At 29.2% G+C, this 26,158-nt stretch carries 24 protein-coding genes, 2 pseudogenes and 2 riboswitches; of the genes and pseudogenes, 3 read left to right on the top strand and 23 right to left on the bottom strand.

Features of this window, described 5'->3' with window-relative positions; translation table 11 throughout:
* Positions 1-199: 199 nt before the first annotated feature.
* From KGF48_RS09095 to KGF48_RS09010, 18 genes are all read right to left on the bottom strand, one after another.
* Positions 200-1,387: a M20 family metallopeptidase gene (locus KGF48_RS09095; RefSeq protein ID WP_227838960.1), complete on the bottom strand. Its 1,188-nt coding sequence runs from the start codon at positions 1,385-1,387 to the stop codon at positions 200-202.
* Positions 1,388-1,400: 13 nt separating this feature from the next.
* Positions 1,401-2,792, bottom strand: coding sequence for a YfcC family protein (locus tag KGF48_RS09090; RefSeq protein ID WP_227433860.1), 1,392 nt, complete (start codon positions 2,790-2,792; stop codon positions 1,401-1,403).
* Between the two features lie 147 nt (positions 2,793-2,939).
* A riboswitch (Lysine riboswitch) is annotated at positions 2,940-3,119 on the bottom strand.
* Positions 3,120-3,238: 119 nt separating this feature from the next.
* The gene (locus tag KGF48_RS09085; RefSeq protein ID WP_227867967.1) at positions 3,239-3,955 is read right to left on the bottom strand and encodes a class I SAM-dependent methyltransferase; all 717 of its coding nucleotides are present in this window, start codon (positions 3,953-3,955) and stop codon (positions 3,239-3,241) included.
* Positions 3,877-4,059: a hypothetical protein gene (locus KGF48_RS09080; protein WP_227867956.1), complete on the bottom strand. Its 183-nt coding sequence runs from the start codon at positions 4,057-4,059 to the stop codon at positions 3,877-3,879. The genes KGF48_RS09085 and KGF48_RS09080 overlap by 79 nt, the downstream gene beginning before the upstream one ends.
* 112 nt (positions 4,060-4,171) lie before the next feature.
* Positions 4,172-4,936, bottom strand: a complete 765-nt coding sequence (locus KGF48_RS09075; protein WP_227838962.1) for an ATP-binding cassette domain-containing protein — start codon at positions 4,934-4,936, stop codon at positions 4,172-4,174.
* The gene (locus KGF48_RS09070) at positions 4,920-5,870 is read right to left on the bottom strand and encodes an ABC transporter ATP-binding protein (protein WP_227867955.1); all 951 of its coding nucleotides are present in this window, start codon (positions 5,868-5,870) and stop codon (positions 4,920-4,922) included. The genes KGF48_RS09075 and KGF48_RS09070 overlap by 17 nt, the downstream gene beginning before the upstream one ends.
* 13 nt (positions 5,871-5,883) lie before the next feature.
* Positions 5,884-6,720 carry an ABC transporter permease gene (locus tag KGF48_RS09065; protein WP_227830078.1) on the bottom strand — a complete coding sequence of 279 codons (837 nt, stop codon included), beginning with the start codon at positions 6,718-6,720 and terminating at the stop codon, positions 5,884-5,886.
* 1 nt (position 6,721) lies between these two features.
* Positions 6,722-7,669, bottom strand: a complete 948-nt coding sequence (locus KGF48_RS20655) for an ABC transporter permease (RefSeq protein WP_227830079.1) — start codon at positions 7,667-7,669, stop codon at positions 6,722-6,724.
* Positions 7,669-9,249, bottom strand: a complete 1,581-nt coding sequence (locus tag KGF48_RS09055) for an ABC transporter substrate-binding protein (RefSeq protein ID WP_227838964.1) — start codon at positions 9,247-9,249, stop codon at positions 7,669-7,671. The genes KGF48_RS20655 and KGF48_RS09055 overlap by 1 nt, the downstream gene beginning before the upstream one ends.
* A gap of 161 nt (positions 9,250-9,410) precedes the next feature.
* Positions 9,411-9,548: riboswitch (cobalamin riboswitch) on the bottom strand.
* Positions 9,549-9,764: 216 nt separating this feature from the next.
* Positions 9,765-10,463: a methyltransferase gene (locus tag KGF48_RS09050; RefSeq protein WP_227838965.1), complete on the bottom strand. Its 699-nt coding sequence runs from the start codon at positions 10,461-10,463 to the stop codon at positions 9,765-9,767.
* Between the two features lie 2 nt (positions 10,464-10,465).
* Complete coding sequence (locus KGF48_RS09045) at positions 10,466-11,233, bottom strand: Rossmann-like domain-containing protein (RefSeq protein ID WP_227838966.1); 768 nt, start codon at positions 11,231-11,233, stop codon at positions 10,466-10,468.
* Complete coding sequence (locus tag KGF48_RS09040; RefSeq protein WP_227838967.1) at positions 11,217-12,272, bottom strand: ATP-binding cassette domain-containing protein; 1,056 nt, start codon at positions 12,270-12,272, stop codon at positions 11,217-11,219. Before KGF48_RS09040 ends, KGF48_RS09045 begins: the two co-directional genes overlap by 17 nt.
* Positions 12,262-12,957, bottom strand: coding sequence for a GTP-binding protein (locus tag KGF48_RS09035; protein ID WP_227838968.1), 696 nt, complete (start codon positions 12,955-12,957; stop codon positions 12,262-12,264). The genes KGF48_RS09040 and KGF48_RS09035 overlap by 11 nt, the downstream gene beginning before the upstream one ends.
* Before the next feature lie 118 nt (positions 12,958-13,075).
* Positions 13,076-14,164 (bottom strand): ABC transporter substrate-binding protein, encoded by a 1,089-nt coding sequence (locus KGF48_RS09030; protein WP_227838969.1) that lies wholly within the window; start codon positions 14,162-14,164, stop codon positions 13,076-13,078.
* A gap of 20 nt (positions 14,165-14,184) precedes the next feature.
* A complete protein-coding gene (locus KGF48_RS09025; protein WP_227830085.1) occupies positions 14,185-14,964 on the bottom strand; it encodes an ABC transporter ATP-binding protein in 780 nt (259 codons plus the stop codon).
* 1 nt (position 14,965) lies between these two features.
* A complete protein-coding gene (locus KGF48_RS09020; protein ID WP_413894795.1) occupies positions 14,966-15,976 on the bottom strand; it encodes a FecCD family ABC transporter permease in 1,011 nt (336 codons plus the stop codon).
* A gap of 4 nt (positions 15,977-15,980) precedes the next feature.
* A complete protein-coding gene (locus KGF48_RS09015) occupies positions 15,981-16,715 on the bottom strand; it encodes an enolase N-terminal-like fold-containing protein (protein WP_227838970.1) in 735 nt (244 codons plus the stop codon).
* A 279-nt stretch (positions 16,716-16,994) separates the two neighbouring features.
* Positions 16,995-17,804, bottom strand: coding sequence for a glucose PTS transporter subunit EIIB (locus KGF48_RS09010; protein WP_227838971.1), 810 nt, complete (start codon positions 17,802-17,804; stop codon positions 16,995-16,997).
* 146 nt (positions 17,805-17,950) lie between these two features.
* Here KGF48_RS09010 and KGF48_RS09005 point away from each other — a divergent pair, with 146 nt between their 5' ends.
* On the top strand, positions 17,951-19,276 hold the full coding sequence (locus KGF48_RS09005) for a hypothetical protein (RefSeq protein ID WP_227838972.1): 1,326 nt from the start codon (positions 17,951-17,953) through the stop codon (positions 19,274-19,276).
* A gap of 110 nt (positions 19,277-19,386) precedes the next feature.
* Positions 19,387-20,530: pseudogene (gene tnpB / locus KGF48_RS09000) on the top strand (IS200/IS605 family element RNA-guided endonuclease TnpB).
* Positions 20,531-20,643: 113 nt separating this feature from the next.
* On the opposite strand, the gene KGF48_RS08995 reads toward tnpB, so the two are convergent.
* The 5 genes and pseudogenes from KGF48_RS08995 to KGF48_RS20640 form a co-directional block, all read right to left on the bottom strand.
* Complete coding sequence (locus KGF48_RS08995) at positions 20,644-22,023, bottom strand: M20 family metallopeptidase (protein WP_227838973.1); 1,380 nt, start codon at positions 22,021-22,023, stop codon at positions 20,644-20,646.
* 30 nt (positions 22,024-22,053) lie between these two features.
* Entirely contained in the window at positions 22,054-23,262 is a 1,209-nt protein-coding gene (locus KGF48_RS08990) for a hypothetical protein (protein WP_227867954.1), read from the bottom strand.
* 907 nt (positions 23,263-24,169) lie between these two features.
* Positions 24,170-24,814, bottom strand: coding sequence for a DUF3139 domain-containing protein (locus tag KGF48_RS20650; RefSeq protein ID WP_413894794.1), 645 nt, complete (start codon positions 24,812-24,814; stop codon positions 24,170-24,172).
* Between the two features lie 34 nt (positions 24,815-24,848).
* Positions 24,849-25,058 (bottom strand): AbrB/MazE/SpoVT family DNA-binding domain-containing protein, encoded by a 210-nt coding sequence (locus KGF48_RS20645; RefSeq protein ID WP_413894797.1) that lies wholly within the window; start codon positions 25,056-25,058, stop codon positions 24,849-24,851.
* A 30-nt stretch (positions 25,059-25,088) separates the two neighbouring features.
* Positions 25,089-25,271: pseudogene (locus tag KGF48_RS20640) on the bottom strand (helix-turn-helix transcriptional regulator); the annotation flags it as partial.
* Positions 25,272-25,841: 570 nt separating this feature from the next.
* Between KGF48_RS20640 and KGF48_RS08965 the strand changes: the two are divergent.
* Entirely contained in the window at positions 25,842-26,078 is a 237-nt protein-coding gene (locus KGF48_RS08965; protein ID WP_255642504.1) for a hypothetical protein, read from the top strand.
* Positions 26,079-26,158: the final 80 nt, after the last annotated feature.

The raw sequence follows: 26,158 nt of genomic DNA, 5'->3' as shown, positions 1-26,158 counted from the left end.
TTTTAACTTAGTATAAAGCAAAAGTTATGCCAAATTGATAGATTACTTATTTTTATTTAATATTGACTTAGAAATATTATTATATGATTAAGATTAGATAAATAATATAACTTTATCTATAGAATCTACAAAAATATGACTTCTATCAAAAAATAAAGAGGTATTACCAACTTTTCGGTAATACCCCTTTGTTTTATTTTTAATTTAAGTGATTTTTCTTAATCTCATCAAGTAGTCCATCTTCTAGATAAATTTCTAATGCACATCCTACCATTGCCTTTACTGCTTTGTGAAGTTTATCATAAGCTTCCTCAGAATTTGCATAATTTAAAAACTCTTTTTCATGAACATATACCATTGGATTTATGTCTAGAGCTATTTCTGTATACATAGTAGGACAAACTTGGCTTACATTTCCTATATCTGTAGAACCTACTGGTCCCTCTTTTCCTTCTAATATATCCGTTATACCTGCTTCAATTAAATTATTCTTTGTTATATTCTGAAGCACCTTATTATTAATTATGTTGTCAAAAGAATTTTCAAAGTATCTATAAGAAAGTTTAGCTCCTGTCATTAGCTCTGCACCTTTCGCACAGTTTATAACTTTTTTAGTTACTTCATCTAAATAACTTCTTTCAGCAGCTCTTACGAAAAACTCACAGGCTGCTTTTTCTGGAACTATGTTTGGAGCTTCTCCTCCATTTGAAACTATCCCATGTATTCTAACATCTGATTTTACATGCTGTCTTAGTGCATTTATTCCTGCAAAAGTAAGTTGTACTGCATCTAATGCATTAACTCCCATATGAGGGTGACTAGCTGCATGTGCTGATACACCTTCAAAACTAAACTCTATTGAGTCTATTGCCAAAGCCTTGCAGTTTATGTTATTAAAAGCTTCTATATGCATCTGATAACTTACATCAACATCATCAAAAGCTCCTGCTTTAACTAAATCACACTTTCCTCCTGTTGTCTCTTCAGCTGGTGTTCCTATTAGTACAATTTTTCCTTTAAAATTTTCTTTTAACTTACTTAGTACTATACAAGCTCCTAATGTAGATGCAGCAATCCAGTTATGTCCACAAGCATGACCTGGTTCTTTATTTTCCCCATACCCAGGCAGTGCATCATACTCAGCTAAAAATGCTATAGTTGGACCATCGTTATCCCCTAGCTCTGCTCTAAAAGCAGTATCCATATTGCAGTACGGATAAGTTGTATCAAATCCATATTCCTTCATTTTCTCTACTAAGTACTTTGATGATATATATTCTTCTTCTCCTAACTCTGGATTGTTAAATATAAAATCACATACTTCTTCAATTTCTTTTCCCAGTTCATTCTCTATCTCATAAGCTCTTTTCTTTATACTTTCAATCATAATATACCTCCTATTAGAATCCAACAAATAATCCTATTGTTAAAAATACCATTACAGTAATTGTTAATACTACCATTAAAGGCATTACAAATCTAACCCACTTTGACCAAGGAATATTAGCTACTGCTAGTGCTCCCATTAAAACACCTGATGTAGGTGTTATTAAATTAGTTACACCTATACCAAATTGATAAGCTGTAACTATCATTTGTCTAGATACATCTACTAAATCTCCAAGTGGTGCAAGTACAGGTATTGTAAGTGATGCAAGTCCTGATGCTGATGGTATAAAAAATGCTATTAAACCTTCTATTAAGAAAGTTAAATTTATAAATATAGTTTTTGGAAGTCCATTTAATAAATTTGCGGCAGAATTTAAAATTGTATCTATTATAAATCCATTTTCTGCTATTATTACTATTCCACGTGCAAATGCTATACATAACCCTGCTGTCATTAAATCTCCTGCTCCACTTATAAATGAATTGACTATGTCATCTTGTTTAAGCCCTGATGCTATTCCTGATATTATACCTATAGCTGTAAATATCATTGCAATTTCAGTTATGTACCATCCTAGCTTTAAAACTCCATATATCATAATTGCCATACCTATTGTGAAAATTGCTATTACCATAGCTTCTCTTTTTGTAAATTCTTTTATGTTTGTATCAGTATTAGCCATTGATTCTTGATTCAATGATATACCATGTACTAAAGACTTTTTAGGGTCTTTTTTAACTTTATTGGCATACATCATAACAAATCCTATAGATATAGCCATATATATTATAAACATAACAACTCTCAACTCTATCCCAGAACCTGGTGTTATTTGTGACAATGCTTGTGCTATTCCTACAGAGAAAGGATTAGTAGTAGCTGCTCCAAATCCAGCTGTTGCTCCTATAAATACTGTCGCCACTGCTGTTAATGAATCATATCCCATACTGGTCATGAGTGGAATAAATATCATATAAAAAGGTAGTGTTTCTTCACTCATTCCAAATGTTGTTCCACCTAATCCAAATAGAATCATTGATATAGGTATTATTAAAAATTGGAATCTCTTCATTTTATTTACAGTATGAGCTATAACAGCTTCTATAGCTCCTGTTTTATTAACTATTCCAAAAGCTCCTCCAACTATCAAAACAAATCCAACTACTTCAGCCGCATCTATAAATCCATTTATAGGTGCTGTAAATACATCAGTAATTCCCTGTGGATTTGATGCTGCTTTTTCATAAGTTCCAGCTACAACAACCGATCTTCCGTCTATATCTACCCTTTCAAAATTTCCACTTGGCACTATCCAAGTAAGAACTGCCATTACTACTATTAGTAAAAATATTATAGTAAGTGTCTGTGGCATAGTAAACTTTTTCTTTTTTAAACTGCTCATTTTTAATCTCCCCACTTTTTAAATTAAAATATTTTATTATTGATTCCCTTTTCTATCCTATTTTGTATAGATGTAAAAAAGCTCAACATGGATACATGTTGAGCTAAATGCGCTAAATACAATATACCTACATCTTCCCTTTATCTTAGTTAAGATAGCTCTCCATCAAAATTCGGGATAATTTTGATGACAGTGCTGCACTTATTAAATACAGCCCCAGCACTAGCTTTGGACACTAGCACTTCGGCACTTACTCCTTTTATATTGCTTCATTGGCTTCCAACCTCTTCAATATTAATCTTAGTAAATGCGACCTCTACCTCAATCTTTTTATTAGATGAGGTAATTCTTATTAAATTTTATTTATTCTAAATAATTGTAGCATAATATGTCGAGATTGTAAATATTTTCAGAAGAGTTTCTATGCTTCGATAATATTAACAAATCTAACTTATACTATTCCAGTATATAATTACAACTTTAGTATTATGTTTAAAAATATATTTGTTTTCTCTTTTTTCTATCATATTGTCTATATACTTATCTAACATATCACTAAAGTTAATCTTTTTATTTAATTCTGTTTCCATTTTAAAAAGTATATCCTCTATACTATTGAATTCAATTTCATTTTCAACATCAATAAATTTTATATCTGCACATATATTTAAAGAATGTAGTATATTTGGAATGTATATATAATCTGGACAAGTTCTATCTTTATCACCTAAATCCATATACAAATCATTAAATAATGGTTTTTGAATAGTTCTCACTATAATCACTTTTTCTCTAGCTAACTTATCCATCTTACTCAAAGCATCTTTAATATCCCAAATTCGATAAAGAGAATTCACAGATAAAATATAATCACTATGCCCAACATTAATCTCTTCCCATTTTCCTTGTACTATGTCTATATTAGTTATATTATGTTCACTAATCTTTCCTTCAAGCACATTAAGCATATCTATTGAAAAATCATTAGCAATTACACCTTTACATTTCTTAGAAAGTGGTATAGTAAATTTTCCAGTACCTGCACCAATTTCTATAAGATTTTTTCCTTCATCTATTAACTCATCTATAAAATCAAATACTTCTTTTGAATAATCATAAAGTGTTGGATTATCATCATATTTATGAGATAATTTTTTGAAAATATTCTTTCCGCTTCATCATCAAAAGCTCTTTCTCTTGCATATCCTTCTTTACTTTCAATATACTCATGCCATTTTCTCTCAAAATCTATATCTTTATAATACATGATTAATCTTCCTTTCTAAAAGTGTTAGGGACAAGATTTGTAATTTTCTATACTCAAAAAACTACTCTTACTAATGTAATAATTGATTAACTAAACAATTGATTACTATATTTTAAAAATTAGTGAAATTCTCAATAAGCTCTTTGGTATAAGCATGCTTTGCACTTTTATACAATTCCTTAGCCTCTATAGTTTCAACTATCTTGCCATTTAACATGACCGCAACCTCATCACTAACTTCTTTTACCAAGTCTATATCATGAGATATAAATAAATAGCTTATATTAAACTGTTTTTGAGCTTTCTTCAAAACCTGTATAACTTGAGCTTGCACAGATACATCTAACATTGATGTAGGTTCATCCAATATCATAAATTTAGGATTTAATAAAAGCACTCTAGCTAAGGCAACTCTTTGTATTTGTCCTCCACTTACTTGATGTGGGTATCTATTTAAAATTTCCTCACTAAGCCCAACAAAACTTAAGTATTCCATTATGTATTCTCTTGCTTTATTCTTTTCGTAGAGTTTATGAATTTTTAATGGCTCCACAAGGCTCCCATATATAGTTTTTTTAGGGCTTAGGGCAGAATCTGGATGTTGAAATATTATCTGCATCTCTTTTCTTAAATCCCTCATTTGAGAAAAATCATAATTACTGATATCTCTACCATTAAAATAAATTTTACCTCCATCAGATTTAATAAGTCTTAAAATAAGCCTTGATAAAGTTGATTTTCCGCATCCACTTTCTCCTACAAGACCTAATGTTTTTCCCTCTTTTATTTCAAACGATACATCATCTACCGCCTTGACTATCTTTTTATTGATTATTCCGCTTTTAAACTCCTTATAAAGGTTACAAACTTTTATCATAAAGAAAACACCTCACCTTTGAACCATTAACATCAAATAGTCTTGGTTCATAATCAATACATGTTTTTTTTGCAACCTTGCATCTTGGAGAAAATCTACATCCTTTTGGTAAGTTTGTTAAACTTGGTGCTACCCCTTCAATAGGTATTAATTTTTCATTTGGCTGTGAATCGATTAAACCTCTTGTATAAGGATGTAGTGGATTATTAAATATACTATTTTTTGGACCATCTTCTATGATTTTACCTGCATACATAACTACAGCTTCATCACAAAGCTTTTTAGCCAGCATTAAATCATGAGTTATAAGTATCATACTAACACCCATATTATTTCTTAAATCATAAAATACTTCATATACTTGCTTTCTTATTGTTGCATCCAAACCTTTAGTTGGTTCATCTGCAACTATCCAGTTAGGTTTTAATGATGTCCCTATAGCTGCCAGTGCCCTTTGACTCATACCTCCACTTAGCTGAAATCCATACGAATTATAAACCAACTCACTATTTGATAAAAAGAATTTTTTTAATATCTCTAAACTTTTACTATTGCAAGAATTCTTTTTTTCTTTTCCATGATAATAAAAAAGTTCATTCATATGACTTCCTATTTTCAATATTGGATTAAAAGAACTTGATGGATTTTGGGGGATTAACGCTATTTTTTTCCCTCTGATTTCTCTAATTTCCTTTTCTTTAATTTTTAGCAAATCTTTTTCTTCATATAAAACACTGCCTGAAACAGTTGAATTATTAGATACAAGGTTCAAAATTCCTAGTCCTAGCACCGATTTTCCACTTCCAGTTTCTCCAATAATTCCTGTAATTCTACCACTTTGAAAGGTTCTAGATACTCCATCTACAGCTCTTACTTTTCCTTCTTTAGTATTAAAATGAATTTTTAAATCTTTTATACTTATATCTCTATTCATAGTTTTATTCCTTCTAAAGATATTGGCTTAAAGAGTTGCTTTTTTCATCAAACATATCCCTTAGTGCATCTCCAATTAAATTTATACTGCAACACAATAATAATATACTAAAACCAGGTGCTAATAATAGATTTGGATAGCTTCTAAAATGAGTCTTAGCATCATTTATCATAACACCCCAATCTGCTTGTGGAGGTTGTATTCCTAGACCTAAAAAACTTAACGATGCCATAGAAAGTACACTTTTTCCTATCCTTATTGTAAATAGTACTATAAAAGGAGCAAATATGTTTGGAATTATATAGTGCAAAATTATATAAAGATGACTAGCACCTAATGCTCTTGCACCTTCAACATATTTTTCTTCTTTTACCTTTAATACCTCTCCTCTAACTACTCTTGAAAAACCAGCCCAGGAAGTAAATACTATTGCAATTAATAAACTTTTTATACCTGGTCCAAGAACTCCAGCAAGAGCAATCATAAAGCTAAGACTGGGAAGACCTTGAAATATATTTACAATAGACTGGATTATCGTATCTACTATACCACCACAATATCCTGCTATTATACCTACAAAACTACCAAATAGCATTGTTAATAGGCTTGCTAAAAAAGCTAAAGATATGGATACTCTGGCTCCATATAATATTCTACTTAGAATATCTCTACCTAGAGTATCTGTTCCAAGTATATGCTCTCTAGAAATCCCCATTAACCTATCCTCCATTTGTACTTGATTAGGGTCATATGGAGCTAACTCTGGTGCAAACATTGCAACAAGTATCATAATTATTAGCACTAAAAAAGCTAGTTTATGTATAAATAACATTTCTTTAAATTTATCCATATTATTTACCTCCAACCCTCATTTTAGGATTAAGAAATAGGTAACATATATCTACAATTAAATTAAACACTATAAATATAATCCCTGTAAATAGCACATATCCTTGCACTACTGGATAATCCCTACTCATTATTCCTTGTATTACATAGCTTCCCATCCCTGGAATACTAAAAATAACCTCAACCACTGTGGAGCCTCCTAAAATAGCTCCAAAATAGTTTCCCAGAACAGTTACAATAGGCATTAATGAATTTAAAAAAGCATACTTAAAAATAACTATTTTATTTGGCAGGCCCTTAGCTTTTGCTACTGTTATATAGTTTTGTCCTATACTTTCTATTAAAGTTGCTCTATTTAGTCTTGCTACAGTTCCTATAGTTCCAGCTGCTAAAACAAATCCAGGCATTATTAAATGTTTAATTGTACCATACCCACTTGTAGGTAGCCATCTAAGATTCTCACAAAATATACTTAACATGATAATAGCTAACCAAAACCCTGGAATAGATGTCAGAAGTAATGATACAAAAGTGCCAATCTTATCTATCGTTGAATCCTTTTTTAAAGCCATGATTATAGCTAGTGGTATAGATAACACTATAACAAAAAACATAGCCATTAAAGATAAAGAGAAGGTTATTGGTAACCTTCTTAATATCTCTTCTGTGATTGATGTCTTTTTGATATAGGAAAGTCCTAAATCTCCAGTCATAGCTTTTTTAGTCCAATTAATATACTGAACTATAATATTATCATTTAACCCTAATTCTTCTCTAACTCTTTCTATTTCTTCATCTGTAGGAGCAGAAATACCATCCATGCTTAAATATTCAACTGCTGGGTCACCAGGTGCTATAACCCCTAATATAAATCCTAGAAAAGTTATTCCTATCAAAATAGGGATAGTCATCAATATCCTTCTAATTAAATATTTAAATGGTGTTTTCACTACTTACTCCACTCCATATTTGCTAATGTAGTTCCATATAATGTAGGTTTGTACCCAGTTATTTTTTTATTATAGGCAATTAAGTTAACATCTTCAAATAATGGTATAGCTGATGGATGTTCTGCTGATATATCTTGAAGTTCATCATATATTTTACGTCTTTCATCTAAGTCCATTGTTTTTTCTAATTGACCTATTAATTCATCTGCTCTTTCATTTTTATAGCCCAATGAATAAGCCATATTACTTGACCCTGTGCTTCTCATATAACTATCAAATATAGAAAATGGTTCTGCATTTGGAAGCCCTTGAGTGTGAAGTGCTATATCATAATTTCCTGTTTTTTGTGCTTCCTTAAAAGCCGCTCCATCAAGTATAGTTATTTTAGAGTTTAATCCAACTTCACTTAATACAGATTGTATATACTCTGCTACAGTTTTGTATGGATAACGGTCTACACCATAAGATGGTATTATAAACTCTAACTCTTTTGTTTCCCCTTTTAACTCATCCTTTATGATTTTTTTTGCTTTTTCTGCATCATAAACAGGTTTAATTTCCTTAGCAAAAGGAGAACCTTGATTCAATATATTCATAGTTGGAGTTCCATATCCTCCATAAAATTTATTTACTATAGTTTCTCTATCCAACAACAAACTTAGTGCTTCTTTTATCTTAACATTATTAAATGGTGCCCTAGTACCGTTTGTAGATACAAATTGAGTTATTGTTGATGGAGATGTTTTAATCTCAAAGTTTTCATCCTTTATTAGCTCACTAGCTAACTCTGGAGTAATAGCCCCTAAATCCATAACACCCATAATTTCCTCTGATTTAAGTGCTGTGTAACGAGTTTGTGCATCTTTAATTACATTTACTCTTACATTTTTAACTTTACTTTTATCTCCATAATAGTCTTGATTTCTCTCTAACAAAACAAATTGTTCTTTTTCTCTTTCTTTTATCTTGAATGGACCAGTTCCTTGTGCATATTTAGTAAAATCTCCCGTTTTTATATCAAAACACTCTGGACTATACATAGCACTTCCAAATCTAGCCATGTTATATATTAAAGTTGATATTGGTTTACTAAAAGTAAGTTTAACTTCATAGTCAGAAACTTTATCCACACTTAGTAAATTAGGATATGTCTTTTCTATATCAAACGAATAAAAAGGTGAGGATTTTGTTTTCATATTCATATAACGTTCAAAGTTTTTTACTACTGAATCTGCATTCAAATCTACACCATCATGAAATTTTACACCCTTCTTTATTGTAAATGTCCATTCTTTATAATCATCTGAATTTGACCACTTTTCTGCAAGTTCTGCCTTTGGTTTTCCATCATCACCCAATCCTACTAGCGGTTCCCAAACATAAAGTATAGAACTTGTGTAATAAGCATCTTGTTCACCTGGTGCCAAATCCCTAGCTGCTGCTAAAACTACTTCCTTTTCATTATTCATCTTGCTAACATCATTATTTTCCTCTGGTTTACTACACCCTGTTAGCAATGATAACATCAGCATAACTACTAAAATTATACTACTCAACTTCCCTTTTGAAATCTTCCTCATGATACATTTCCCCCTTATTTAGAAATATGAGCATAAAAAAAGTTATAGCAAATAATGCTATAACATCCCATTTTAATATGTATACTTTAAATTCTAAATTCCATATACAAAACAATAAATCTAGTTGCTCCCCCCTAAATTTATTTACTAATATTTAATGTAGGTATCTGACTTACATTTCATTTTCTCAGCCTTTCTAAATAACATCTGTTGGCTATGTAGAATTTATCCATGCTTACAGTGATGGGTTCGTGTTGGATTTTCACCAACTTCCCTACTCTTTAAATACGTTTATTCAATTCTTAGTTTAATTGTATGCAATCTTATATAAATTGTCAACTTAAATCAAAATATAGCACTATATGCAAAATTAAAAATTATAAATATATAGTAATTCATCCGATAAAAACACTACTTTTAATTTAGTATTTATATTTACTAGTTGTATATGTTACAAACTAAGTGTCTAAGCTTTATTATGAAATATAAATATTTAAATTAAAATTTACAATTATCTATCTATTAAAGTCTATTATAAAAACAGATATATTTTTTTCATACGGAAGGTAATAAGCTACTTTATCTCCTTTAACTACATTTTTCATAATATGATTGTATATAGTTTCATACTCTCCGCCTTCATCATAAGACTTAGCATACCTGACTATATCATCTTCACAAGTAAATGTCTGTCCAAATTCAAGACTTAATGGTATTAATTCATATTTAAGTTTCTTTTCATCTAATAATGATTTTAAATTTTTTGAACTATGTCTTTCTACCATGTCCATTCTTTTCTTAGATACTGGAATATGAGTTTTGGATTTATCATTAACAATTGCAATTAATCTATCACAGTGTTCAGTAAAAAATTCTATATTCTCATATGAAAAAAATGAAATTAATATAGTATCAAATCTTGTATTTATCTCTTTAAAATCTTTGACCATATATCTAATATTGTTTATATTATTGTCTTTTATTGATTTTTCTAAGTAATTTATAGCATTTTGGTTTATATCAATACAAGTTATATCTTTTAGTTCTTCGCTTAAATACATATCTATTAAACCTAATCCACAACCTACATCACAAAAAGTTTGGCTATCTTTGATGTATGGAATTATTTCTTTAGCTAATATCTTGTGAAAACCAGTATATTCACTTGCATCAACAAAAGATTTTATTGTAGTATCATTCCAATTCATTCTCATACTTAAATTTCCCCACTATCTTTTAAATTTACTTTCTGACCTGTACTGTAAAACATACTGTTTCTCTCATTTCCACTTATTATGCTCATTACTTTATCATGTTCTTTAATTACAAATCCTGATAAATCATTTACCCCATACTTAAATAATATAGGTGCCATTGGAGTTGCTGGACCTACCAATACCACATAAGCATTTTTACTTAATTCTAAATACCAAGGAAAAGTTTTTGTACTTAATGTATAACAAGATATAACTACAAAGTCCTGTTCAGGTAAGATATATGGTGCTGAAGTCTCTGGATAATCACCATATATATCTTCACTTTCTATTATGGATAAATCACACACAGGTGCAAATAGTTCTTCTAAATAGTGAAAATGACCTATAACCGCTACCTTTTTCCCCCTTATCATATTTTGGTATGAAATAAAAGGGTCATTAATTCTATCTTCTATAAAATTGTTTTCATTTAACTTTATATTATTTTCTTTTGAAATTTTTACAGAATTATAATAAGAATTTATTGCAGCTAAGCCAATTCCTGATTCTGTGATATTCCAAGACTTAATACATCCAGCTATTTCATGTAAAGATTTTCCTTTAAAAGATTTCACAAACTCTGGAGGACGCCCATCTTCATTATATACAAAACCTATACCACTACCTACACTACTTCTTACTAAAATATTATGTTGCCCAACAGCTATATCTTCAACGATTATATCCTTAGGAATTCCTTCTATTAAATCATCATAAATTTCCCACAAAGCCAGTTACCTCCTCCTGTACAATACTTTTTATTTCTTTTCTATTTAAGACTTCACCTTTTCTAACCTTGTGCCTAATATCTAGTAAAATATTATCTAAGCTTTCTATGTATTTAATACTTTCTATTTCTTCATCTGTCGTAGATATTACCTTTGAAATTCCACCATTTTTAATAACTATTCTTTTATCAGCATTTAAAGCTAATATAGGGTCATGTGTTGAAATTAAAATTATTTTTTCCTTTTTAGATAATAGTCTTAGAGCTTCTTTTCTATCTATACCTGCATTTTCAATTTCATCAATTAAAACTATCGGTGAAGAACTCATATATGCAGTATCCGATATCATAAGAGCCCTTGATTGACCTCCCGATAATTGAGTTATTTTTGTGGTTAATTCAAATTTTTCTCCAGCTAGTTTATTAGCACAATAAAAGCATTTTTTTACTATGTCATCTTGATTTTTACAGAAACGACTTTTAGAGTGCATTTGTAAAAATTCTTCTACTGTTAAATCCATTACAAAATTCATATTTTGTGAAAGTTGAGCTACTAACTTTCCATCCATAACAAAACGAGTTTCATCACTTGGAACACTTTCATTTATTAATATTTGTCTGTTAGTAGGAGTGTCTCTCTGGGCTAAACATTCAATATCCTCTAGCAGTCTACTTTTTCCTGAGCCTGTAGGTCCAACAATACTTATAATTTCTCCAGCCTTTATTTTCAGCGAAATAGCTTCTTTTTCTTTTAGCTTATTGTACCCACCATTAATAGTAATACTTTCTATATTTAAGCTCTCTTCATCTTGGTCAAATTCTTTTAAAAACTCCACCAATTTAATATATAATTCTTCTTTTTCTATACCAAAAGTTATATAAAATTCCTCATCTAAAGATTCTATTAAATTATTAAAAGTAATTGAGTCATCTATATTACTTAGATTATAATTTAAGAAAAAATCAAAGGCCATAGAATAGCTTTCTTTTATCTCTTCTATAGACATGTTTAGTAAATTTTCATAATTATCATATTTCATAGTCAAACTCCATTTTCTTTATCATCCCCATTTGATAAGATTCTCCAATTCTAGTCTCTCCAGTACAGTAAGAACACACTGATGCTGGTGTTGTAAAACGTAATTGCTTTTCTCTAAGCGTAGTTATTTCTTTTATATCACTTAAATATTTCTTAAGTAAAAATACTCCTTGTCCTGTGATTCCATTTATAAATATTATCTTAGCTTTTGAATTTACTTGACGTACATTAAAGGAAAATACCTCCCTTTCTGCTTGTGATACTATATCTCCTTTTGTAATTACAACAATATCAGCATATTTTAGCATTGGTCCTATTTTTCTAGGTGTATTTATCCCTGATAAATTATCTATTACACAAACTGCTGGTATAGTTTTTATATATGGTGAGCAACGATTACAAAGCCCTGCACTTTCAGTAATTAAAATATCTAAGTTTAATTTTTGAGACCAATAAAGTGCATCCTCAATATTACTTATAAAAAAATGGTCTGGACAAATTTTACCAGAAAGTCCAATTTGAACAGGTATATTATTCTCTTCATATCTAATCTGGTCAAAAGATGTAAGGCAGTCAAACTTTACTACTCCAACCTTATTTTCTTCTGCCTCCATAGCTTTAATTAGATGAAGAATAACGGATGTTTTTCCAGATGATGGTGGCCCCGCTACTGTAATTAGTTTCATATCAATTCCCCTTTTTATGAAAGAAAGTAGGTAAAATCCTACTTTCTTCTAATTTACATCTATATATTATTTATTAACTTTATGTCTATACATTATTTAGTAACTTTATATCTATATACTATTTAATAGCGTTTTTAGTTAATTTGCTATATTGTTCATCACTTAAATCAACATGATAAAATAACTTATAAAATTCTTTTGTTTTTTCTTTTAAATCATAATTAAAATTCTCTGGATAAAGTATTTCAGATAACCAAATCATACCCATATATCTATTTACAGATGGAGGGAATCCCATCCAATTATATGGAGTACTTGGTGCTTCATAGTATTTACCACTAGATATAGCACTTATTTTTTGCCATTCAGCCTGACTTCCTACTTTACTATATATACTCTGTGGTGCAAACACTATTACATCTGGATTCCATAAGTATAATTGTTCTAATGATACTTCATTTCCATTGCCTTTACTTGATGGGTCATCAAGCTTTGCAACATTATTTGCAAGTATATTAATAATTTCAGAGTGGAAAGACCCTTCTGCGATTATATTTGTTCCTGTATCTCCTAAGCAATAAGCAAGGTTTACTTTATTCTTATCACCTATTTTCTTCATCGTTTCTACAGTTGTATCATAAGTAGCTTTACAGTAATCAGCTAATACTTTTGCATTATCTTCTACATTTAAAATTTCCCCTAGCTTAGTGTAGCATTCTGACATATTAGCAGTTGTAGCTTCTATAAATATAGTTGGTATACCTGTTTGTTCTTGTATAGAATCTAAATCTTCTTTCATGCTACCTTTCTTCTCACCTATATCAATAATTACTTGTGGTTCTGCTGCTGCAAGGGCTTCCATATTTAAATCTCCCTTACCATAAAATTGACCAAAAACAGGAAGACTAGTATACTTTTTATCCACATAGTCTTTTGAATCATCTGTCCAATCTCCTGATAATCCAACTAACTTATCTGGTGCTACTGAAAATAGTACGATTTGTGCTAAACTTCCTGAAGGTGCTATTTTTTCAATATTTGCTGGAATCTCAACCTTTCTACCTACTGAATCAGTAAACATTATTGTTTTAGATGCGTTTTTATCCTCTTTTTCACCTTTAACATCATCATTTGATGATGTACATCCAACTAAAGATGTTATTGCTAAAGTTAGTACCAATAACAATGATAATAATTTCTTTTTCATTTTATCCCCCCTTAAGTAAATTATATAGTTACACTTTTTGGTATGCAGACTCTGATTTTGTCATCATATAAACTGTTTAATTCTACATCTACATTATATAATTTTTTAATTAGACCAGAATTAATTATGTACTTAGGCACACCAAAAGCTAATATTTCATGATTGTATAAAGCTAAAACCTTGTCTGCATACAAAAAGGCCTGGTCTGGATTGTGTGTTGACTGAATTATTATATATCCATCCCTCGTTAATTCTTTTACTGTATTTAATACTCTGATTTGATTACCATAATCTAAATCAGAGGTCGGCTCGTCCATAATAAGTATCTTTGCGTTTTGAGCTAAAGCTCTCGCAATAAGTACTAATTGTCTTTCTCCTCCACTTAAATTTACAAAACTCCTATCTTTTAAATAGGAAATTCCTATTTTGTCTAAAGATTCTTCAACTATTTCCATTTGTTTTTTAGTAGGTTTAGACATAGGTGAAATTTGTGATGTTGTTCCCATCAATACCATTTCAACAACGGAATAACTAAACACAGGATTATGAGACTGAGGGATATAAGCTATTTTTCTTGCTAGATTCTTAATTTTATAATCCTTCAAGTTTTTTCCATCCAATAATATTTCACCTTTATATCCTTTTAATAACTGAAGTATACACTTAAACATAGTACTTTTCCCTGCACCATTAGGTCCTAATATACATAGTAACTGACTACCTTCAACATTAAAGGATATTTGATTAAGTACATTTTGATCTTTATAAAAATAACTGAGATCTTTAACTTCTAAAATCATATTAATCCCCCCTTTTCGTAATCAGATATATGAAAAATGGTACACCAATAAATGATGTTAATATACCTATAGGTATCTCACTAGTCCATAAATTTCTAGATACATTATCAACTAACAACAAAAACGATGCTCCAAACATAGCTGATGTTGGCAATAAATAAACAAAGTTATTTCCAACTAATCTTCTAGATAAATGTGGTATTACAAGACCAACCCAACCTATCATTCCACTTACAGCAACACTTGCAGAAGTTAAAAGTGTAGCACATATAATAGTAATGAATCTTATACGCTTTGTATTTATCCCCATTGTTCTTGCCTCATCTTCTCCTACAGTCAATATGTTTATTTGCCAGCTAATAAGTATTAGAGGTACTATACCTATTAACATAGGAATAATCGCAAATTTTATATCAGATATTTTAGCTCCTGATAAACTCCCCATCAACCAATATGTAATTGCAGGTAACTGGTCATTAGGGTCTGCTACAAGTTTTATAAAAGATGTACCTGAAGAAAATAATGAACTTACCATAATACCAGATAAAATTAAGCCTAACACCTTACTTCCCTTTGTTCTTTCACTTATCAAATAAACTAAAATTACAGTAATTAAACTAAAAATGAATGCACTAACAGTAACCTCTCTACTGCTTTTATAAAGAAATAGCGCTAAAGCTGCTCCAAATGCTGCTCCTGATGATGCCCCTAGTATATCTGGTGATGCCATAGGATTTAAAAAAATATATTGATATGATGCTCCTGCAGCTGCCAATGCCCCACCTACTAAACATGCAAGTGCTATTCTTGGCAATCTAACATTTAAAAATATAGTTTCCATGCTATCTGTCCAAAACTTATCTATATTACATATTTTTGAAACTAAAATTCCAAATACTTGATGTGGTTCTACTGGATATTTTCCAAGTGCTAACGATACTAATATCAATACAATCAATATAATAACTAAACAAAGCATAATTAATTTATTACTTCTTACACTCTTACTCACTTATTTAATCCCTTTCTGCCCCTACTATTTTCATCATTTTACCTGTCTTTTCAATATCCTCATAAGGTGCACTTATTTTTACTAAATTAAAACATTTGTCTATATCCTCTACAACAAATCCACCTATATTTTTTATACCTATTTTTTTAAAAGCTGAAGATATAGGTGTCGATATATCACAAATTACGCTTTCTTTATTAAGTGAATCATTGGCTATTTTTATTAAATGTTTATTAATAATTAAGTCTCCACCTAAATATGTACTATCATAGTTTTCTACTAAATATCCATATGCTGATATGTTGTAATCACCTTCTTCTATTTTTCTATTGAAAAAATCCACATCATATCTAAATTTAATTTTATTTTTATTTTTAAGATTTCCCTCTACTACTGCTATTTTTTTTGATGAATCATCAATCATGCAAATAAAATGATGATTAATTTTCTCTACTTTTGATGGTTTAGTGCAAATATTCTGATTATAATAAGAATTTATTGCTGCTAATCCTAAACTAGCCTCTATAAAATTCCAAGACTTAATTGACTTGCATAAATCTTTTAAAGACATATTTATTTTTATATCGTTTTCAAAAGAAAATCTTTTATCACATAATAAATGACTAATACCTGCTCCATAATCTGTTATTACCATAGCAAACTCTGAACCTATAACAAAATCTTTTACTCTTATGTTTTCTGGTACTTTATCTATTAAATTATTATAAAATTCCCACATTTTGTCACCCCCTTCAAAGTAATTATATTATGTTTTATACTATTTAGCTATAATATTTTATATTTTTTTACAATTTTAGTTATGTTTTGTTATGTTTTATTATGTTTCATTTTTTATACTTCCGTATTTCTTAATTTAACAGTCCTACTTTAAAGTCATCAGTTTATTTAGTAGATATGGCTATTATGCACAAGTTTTCCATAAATTCAAAATAACTATAATACTCTTGAAACTAAAAAAGCCATGCAAACTAATCTAATTTGCACGGCTTTATACTCATTAATCTACACCTAATACAGCTTTAACTTTTGCTGCTATTGTGATAACTCTTGGCCCAAATATAACTTGAACTGAATTTTTCTTTCTAACTACTCCACTTGCACCTAAATCATTTACCCAGAAACCATCTTCATAGAATCCATCTATTGAGTTTAACTCTACTCTAAGCCTAGTTGCACAGTTTGTAATATTTTTTATATTACCACTTCCTCCTAGACCTTCTATTATAGAATGTACAAGTTCTGTATCTTTGTCTTCTACTGTATCTTCTACTGCACCATTATTTACTGCTTTAACATTATCTACTGATTGTCTTTCTCTGTATTCTTTCTTACTATAAAGCTTAACTTCTTCTGAACTTCTTCCTGGTGTCTTTATATCAAACTTCTTAATTGCCCATTTGAATATTACATAAGTAACTATAAAGAATATTGGTATTAAAAATAATAAAGGTAATGCATCCACTTTTTGAGGTTGCAACAAGTTAGGAAACATATTTCTAAATGATTCTCCCATTATAGAAACATTAAACATTTCTGTAAATACATATGTTAATCCTGCTAGCGGTACATATACTACAAAGTACAATAATGGTGCAACAAATAAGAATGTATACTCTATTGGTTCTGTTACCCCTACCAACATGGCTGTTACTATTGCTGGTATCAATATACTTCCATTAAACCCTAAGACAAAAACGTTTTCCACATTTGCAAAAACTGACCCTAATCCTATAAATACCCCTGCTACAACAAGTAATATAACAGGAATCATCATTGCTCCAGAAAGTACTTGTAATTTATCATTCATTTTGAATAGATTATAATTAGTTAGACAATAAATATTTTGTCATGATATTATTATATATAATAATACAAAGAGAGATTGTTTTATCAGAGCTAGAAAAAGTAATACCTAATATGAAATAATTATACTAATTGAAAAGGAAGTAGTCTATGAAAATAGCAATCATAACAACTGAATTCTTAAAGGAGTTTGTAGAGAACTCTATAAAAAGGTTAAATATTAATGCAGAAATTGAAATATATATTTATAAAGATTTTTCTCATGTTGGAGATTTGTATCTAGAAATCGAAGATAAGTTTGATGGATTTGCAGTTAGTGGCCCTATCCCTAAGGAAGCTATTACAAAAAAAGCTGGTACTATAAAAAAACCTTTAGTTGATTTTGGTACGGATTTACAAAGTTATTATGATACGTTTCTAAAACTTATTTTTAAATACAATACATTAGATTTTTCTAGAGCATACTTTGACCTAATGGACTGGGCAGATAATCCAAAAGACATATCATATTATTTATCAAATGGTACTTTTGGAGATTTAATGTATAGTATTAATGAAAATGCATCCAAAATGAGTTTATCTGATATAGCAGAACTTGAAAAAAATATTGCAAAAAAACATATTAAGTTATGGGATGAAGGTAAAATTGATTTTTCTACTACTCGTTTTAGTAGTATTGTTCCTATGTTACAAGATGCAGGAGTAAATTTTCATTTTATATATCCTGACATAAACTTATTAAAAAGTACTTTTAATGAATTAATAAAGGACATTCATCTGCATAGAATGAAGGTAAACCAACCTAGTGTAATATATATAACAGCTAAAGATACAAACTATGATGATTATACTATAGATAAAATTTATAAAATATTGAATACTGTAAAAAAAGACAAATTAACTGATTTTATAATTGAAAAAAATAGTAGTTCTTTTAAAATTTTTACTAAATGCGACACTATTAAATCATTAACCAAAAATTTTACTACATGTTATATAAAAGAATTTATTGAAAATAGTATAGAGTTTAAAGTATGTGTTGGGTATGGAATTGGTAATGATATAAAACAAGCTATGTCTAACGCCATAAGTGCTAATAAGGAATCTAAAATAAATCATTTAAACTACAGTTTCTTAGTTAATGAAAGTTATGAGACAATAGGACCTTTATTATGTGATAAATTACTTACTGTTTCAAATAAAGTAACTCCACACATAAATACAATTGCCAAAAATTCTAAATTATCTACTCTTACTATTCAAAAGATTATATCTGTTACTGAAATTCTACAAAGAGATGAAGTTACTCCCAAGGAATTATCTTCATGTTTAAATGTAACAGTAAGAACTGCCAATAGATTTTTAAGTAGTCTCCTAAAGTCTGGAAATGCTACTATATTATACGAAAAACAAAACTCAACAAAAGGTAGACCTGAGAGGGTATACAAATTATTTATATCAGAAAATAAACATTAAAATCTATAGTACATAAAAACATTTTATCAAAGATAGGCGAAATACTCCATCCTCAACGTAAGTAGGGTGGAGATGTAAACCTGTAATATAAATTAAAAGGAGGTGAAGAAATGATACAGATGAAAGCTTTTAAGTTTAGAATATATCCAAATCAAACTCAAAAAGAAATAATAGAAAAATCTTTTGGATGTTCAAGATTTGTATATAATCATATGTTAGCACTTCAAAAAGAATGCTATGAAAAAGAAGGTAAATCACATTCAAAGTATGATTTAATTAAAAAACTTCCATCACTTAAAAAAGAATATGAATGGCTTAAAGAAGTTGATTCAACCAGCTTACAAGCTACTATTGATGATTTATATAGTGCATAAAAACTTCTTTAGAGAATTTAAAAAGGGTAATAATCAAGGATTTCCAAAGTTCAAAAGTAAAAGAAACCCTAAAAGAAGTTTTGAAAGTAAGTGTGTAAATAATAATATAATTATTAAGGATAATCTAATTAAGCTACCAAAATTAAAATGGGTTAAGGCTAAAGTGACTCAAAATATAAATGGTAGAATATTAAATGTTACTGTATCAAAAACACCTACAAGTAAATATTTTGTTAGTATGTGTTGTGAGGTTGACATAAAACAATTAGAAGAATCTAATAAGTATATTGGCATAGATTTAGGCTTAAAAGATTTTGCAATATGTTCTAATGGAAGCATATTTAACAATCCTAAATGGTTAAGAAAAGCTAACTATAGATTGAAATTGGAACAAAGAAGATTATCAAAGATGAAGAAGTTCAGTAATAATTGGAATAAGCAAAGAATTAAAGTAGCTAAGATACATGAAAGAATAGCTAATCAAAGAAAAGATTACCTACATCAAATATCAACTAAGCTAATTAGAGAAAACCAAATAATTTGTTTAGAAGATTTGAAAGTGAGTAATATGATTAAGAATCATAAATTAGCAGGTGCAATAAGTGAAGTTAGTTGGTATGAATTTAGAAGGTTACTTGAGTATAAAGCTACTTGGTATGGGAGATTAATTTCTGTAATAGGAAATACATATCCATCAAGTCAGTTATGTAGTGTATGTGGTCATAGAAATAAAGATGTAAAAAACTTATCACTTAGAAAGTGGGTTTGTTCAGAGTGCCATACACAGAATGACAGAGATATAAATGCCAGCATAAATATACTAAAAGAAGGATTAAGATTAGTGGGGATGGAACAGCCCTTAGAGCCTATGAATGCTTAGTGCAAAAGTGCTATCGAATATGAATCTCCACCTTCAAACATTACCGAAGGTAATTAAGGTGGAGTAGTTCAAGTTATTGTCTATTAAACTGTATTTTAAACTTTATATATCTTTTAAGGAGTAGGAATATCCTTTGGAATAGGACACTTATATGTTTTCCCATTCATTGATTTATCGAATTCTTCTTTTGCCTTTTTAGCTATCTCTGGATTGTTTAATATTTTAGCTCCAAACATAGCCATAATTTTTGCTGCATATATCATACCTTTTTCTCCAATAGAACTTCCTGCACAAGATGTAAACTGCCAACTATGCCCAGGTGCACCTATGTTTGTACATCCTGTAAAAAAGTATGCTGTAGGAACTATATGCATTACATCTCCAATATCAGTAGAGCCATAGCTATTAAAGTTCGTAACATTTCCTCCTCCATAATATAGGTGAGTTCCTTCTGGTAAATTATATTTACTTATCATAGCCTCATATTGTTGTGGGCTTTGTCTATCTAATTCAGCTGCAAAATCCAATTCATCTTGAGTCCAAGGCTCTTGTGTAATATCATCCATACATTCTGACACAAGATTTGCTAGAACATGATTGTTTAAAGTATTATAGCATCCTCCTAAAAACTCTACTTCAACCTCAGTCTCAGTCATCATTGCAGCTCCTTTTGCTACCTTTATAAGTCTTTCATATGTATTTTCTACAGCTTCTCTACTCAAAGCTCTTGTGTAATACCATACTGATGCTTTATCAGGAACTATGTTAGGTGCTACTCCTCCATCTGTAATAGTATAATGAATTCTTACATCAGAAGTAACATGTTCTCTCAGATAATTAGCTCCTACATTAGTAAGTTCTACAGCATCTAAAGCACTTCTTCCATTTTGAGGGTCTGACCCTGCATGTGCAGTTATCCCCTTAAAATGGAATTTTACAGAATTAACAGCTGTTGATATACCCACTGTAGCTTCACTAATTTTATTTGGATGGAAATTTATAGCTAAGTCTAGACCTTCAAATGCACCGCCTCTAGCCATAAATCCTTTACCTGTTAATTGTTCTTCTCCTGGACATGCATAAAAAACTATAGTTCCTCTTAAATTATTTTCTATCATTTCTTTTTTAAGTCCTATTACCGCTCCTACATGCGCAGTACATAATAAATTATGTCCACATCCATGACCACAAGCTCCCAATTCAAATGCTTCTTGCTTTGTTGAAACTTTTTGGTTTAAACCAGGTAATGCATCAAACTCTCCCATAAAACCTATAACTGGTTTCCCTGAGCCAAAACTAGCCTTAATAGCTGTAGCTAAACCTCCTACCCCTACTTCCACATCAAATCCTTCACTTCTTAGAAAATTTGCTGTATTTTCACATGCTTTGAACTCTTTAAATGCTTTTTCTGGATTTTTCCATATTTTCTTACTCAAATCATCAAGTTTAAGTCTTTTTTCATCTATCTCTCTTATAGATATACTTCCTATCATTAACTTTACCTCCCATAAATCTATTTCATATTAACCAAATATAAGTGGACCTATTATACTAGCAAATGCCACTGAAGCAATAGTTACAGTAACAAATCCCCCTATAATCATCTTTGGTAATAAATAATCTGTTGCCCTTTGCTTTTCTTCTACAGTTCCTTCCATAGCATCAATACCTTCATTAGAAATTATCTGTGTTGCTGGATAAGCAAGCATACAAGTTACACCAATCGCTGCTGACATTCTTGGAGAATATCCTAATAACTTTCCTACAATTGCAGTAAATAGTATTATGAATATAGCTCCTATAACTAGTATTCCTATAGTTGGAACAATCATTGCAAATAGTGCTGTTGGAGTTACCTTAGCAAGTCCTCCAGGTAACATTAACATACAACCAAACATTATAATCCCATTAGATTGAGATTTATCTAAAATTCCTTTTTCTAAAAATCCTATTCGTGTAAAAATTAGCCCTACTAACAAACATGCTATATTTGGATTTAAATAATAGTTTGAAGGAGTAAATCCTGATATTAGAGTAGCCAAGCCTATAAAGTTACCAATCATAGCAACAAATGAAAGTTTTGCAAGATATACTAATGTAGATGATTTTTTATTTGACTCTTCTTTAAAAATTCTCATACTTGGAAGCTTAAAATTACTTTTTGATTCATCCCTTAAGAAATCTCCCCTATCTCTTTTAAATTTTAATTCTTTATTTATACAATATGTTGTTATAGGAATACCAAAGAATTTTTGAAATGACAATACTAGAATTACAAATGCTGCAAGTTCAGGTCTATTTGCTGCTTCTGCAACCGTTGTTACAATAATACCAGCAATAGTAGAACCTGCTATTGGAGGTGCTGCTATTAAAGCATACTCTCTACCAAATAACATACTACCAACTGTGAAACAACCAACCGCTATGCCTACAATACCTACTAATGCAATTACAACTGTTTTCCATTCATGGCATAAGTCTTCAAGGTTTATAAGTGTTCCTAAGTTAGTTATTAATAATGCTATACCAAAGTTACTCATCGCAGCTAATATCCCCGATGCTCCTGTAACATCTTTTGGTAGAATATTAGTCCAAAATCCTAATAAAAATATAATACATACAAATAGCAATGTTGAAATTGCACCTTTTGTTTTCTTAGATAAAAACTCACTAAAAGCATAAATCATTACACATACAGTAAAGCAAGTAAGCGGATTCCAAAAATTTTCCATTGTTGTTTCCTCCTAAATATAATAATTTTTTATCAATAAAACAATAATTATAAAATGTATATTCTGTGGTTATTATTAACTACATATAGCACAGTTTGATATTTTTTGATGATATTTTATACGTCTTAAATTATTCCTAAAATATCTAAATAAATATAACTTATAGTTAACTTTTTAAATATTTACCATAATCATTAATTTACTAGACTTCTTTTCAATTTTTGACTTTCTACATTATTTTATAAATGCAGAATTGTACTACAACTATCTTCAATTTTAATATACATGTTGGAAGACTTGTCTTTATTTAATATTAGATATATAATTTACGCTTTATATACGTCTTAAATTATTCTTAAAATAGCTAATATAAATTAATAACATACCTATTACTATTGTTAAAAGATACCTTATTTTAATTATTTCTTTTAAGTCTTCTTTAGGTACAAATTTGTATCTGCTAATACCTCCCCCCTCTTTAAATTAGACTATATCTAGCGACTTTAGAAATCGTATTCCTAGGAATAACAATTATTTGTCATATTAAATCAATGATAAACTATATGTCTATAGTAGTCCTAAATTATTCTTAAATTAACAATAAAAAATAAATTTACTAAAATATAAAGTCACTAGTTTTTATTTTGTCAAACTATTCTTGATATAAATTATAATTTCAAACTTTACTTTTGTCAATATATTCTGACAATAAATTGCAAATTTATAGTTTTAAAATTAGTCTTAATCTTCTTATATCACTATGTACTTTATACTTAAATACTACAAAAATTTTTAGTGACTATAAATTCTATGTCAGTATATAAAGTCCTAAGTTTATTTTTATTTAAACGTGATAGTACTATATTCAAGTAAATTTCCATAAAAATCCCCCTATTTTGTCATGAACCTATCTATCCCTATCATCTTTAAGATAAATTGGTGGATGCTTCACACTTTTTAATTCTTCATTGCTTTTTAAAAGTTTATTATTATTTTCCATATCATAAATCTGTAACATAACTTTATTTACATATAGAGCATAATAATCATCACTATAAAAATACTGATATTCATATTGAGGGTCATCTTTGTAATATACTCTGTATAGTATTCCTTTGTAGCTTGCTTTCTTTGCTTTTTCTTTTGTAATACTCTTTATATTATCTTCTGAAATATCTTGCTTTACCATATATTTATTAATATATATTTCAGCATCCTTCCATGGTTTAAAGTAATTGTTATATACAACACTCCCTGTTATACCTACAATACTTATAATTAATACTAATAAAAAAGATATAGTAGTATCTACTATCATCTCAATTAACCCAGAAAAATCCTTCCCAATTTTTTTCTCGTCTCCAGGATGTAATTCTGGAAGATATTTATCACAGCAAATAAATTTTGCTCCAGCACCTTCAATTTTATCTTTAAATTCATTAAAAGGATAATACAATACCTTATTCCCTCTATCTACCAATTCACGAACTACTTCAACTGTAGGATTAGTGTGACCATATGCAGGAATACTAAAAAATACTATTTTACTCATATTTTATCCATCCTTTTATAATTTTTTTAAATTATTATTCTTTACCTATTACCCCCATATGACCTATAAAATTTATCAAATCACGTTGATGAACAATTCCTAATCCTCTTTCTTCATCTCCTAGTATCAATAATTTATCTCCTGCATTTATATTAAATACATCCCTTGCTTCTTTTGGAATAACAATCTGACCACGTTCACCAACTACGACAGCTGCAAAGAAAAATTTTCCTTTAGGTGGTATTACAATACCTGTTTTTTCTTCTGAATGATTAACTAAGTCATCTAGTTTGACATTGTACAATTTTGCAAGTTTAATGCAACTATCTATATCAGGAGTAGATTCGCCATTTTCCCATTTTGCTACTGATTGTCTAGATATATTAAGTTTTTCAGCTAATTCCTCTTGTGTGTACTGATGAATTTTTCTTAGTCTTTTCAAATTCGTATTAATCATATTTTTCATACCTCCTATGTTTATAGTATTAGATTTATTGCTTAAATTCTATCAACTAATCTTAACATTCATGTATGTATTTATATATTTTTTTCTTATATGACTTTATTGTTTAAATTACATATCTTCTTAAATTATAGTAATATAAATTTATGACACAAGAGAATAAAAAAGTTATACTTGATAGCTATGAGGTTTCTTTGATTTAAAATGGCATATTCTATTTGAAAAGCTCAAATGACAAAAATATCATTAATTTTACCTATTGAAATAACATCATATCCATTATTATTTAATGAGTTTAATATTGTATCATTAAATGGCTTTAAGACATAATCATGTCTATTGCTTATTATAGTAAATTTAGTGAAACTAGAACTAAACTAATTATCTGTAAAATCAATAGGGCTTTGTGGTTTAGGCTTGAAGAATATCTCTATAAGAAAATCATTTATTATAATGTGTATATTGAAATTAGCGGTGATGTATTAGAAAAAAATATATAAAATTACAGAAAAAGGAAAAGATGAGTTTCTAGAATGGCTTGAAAAAGATATTTTCCGTCTTAAAATGTACTTTTCTAATAATTTAGATATAGACACTAGGCTTGTTTTATTAGAGCATCAGTTGTTTCAACACCAAGAAAGGATTAAATTCTTATACAGTCAAATGGAACGTTATAGTGAAGTGCCTCCTCTTTATAGCAATGATTTTGGTGATTATATAGTTCTTGATGGTGCTATTATCAGGGAGCAAGGTTCTATAAAATGGCTAACAAATTGTATTAACCATCATAAAAATGACTAATACTACTTTAAAATAATAAGTTGTTAATTTTAATAATTTATTTAATTACAAACATTAAACTTACAAAAAAGGGCGTAGCA

Source organism: Clostridioides sp. ZZV15-6388, assembly GCF_020657755.1.
Lineage (GTDB): Bacteria > Bacillota > Clostridia > Peptostreptococcales > Peptostreptococcaceae > Clostridioides.
Note: the sequence above shows the minus strand (reverse complement) of the source record. Positions and strands in the feature narration are given on the sequence as shown.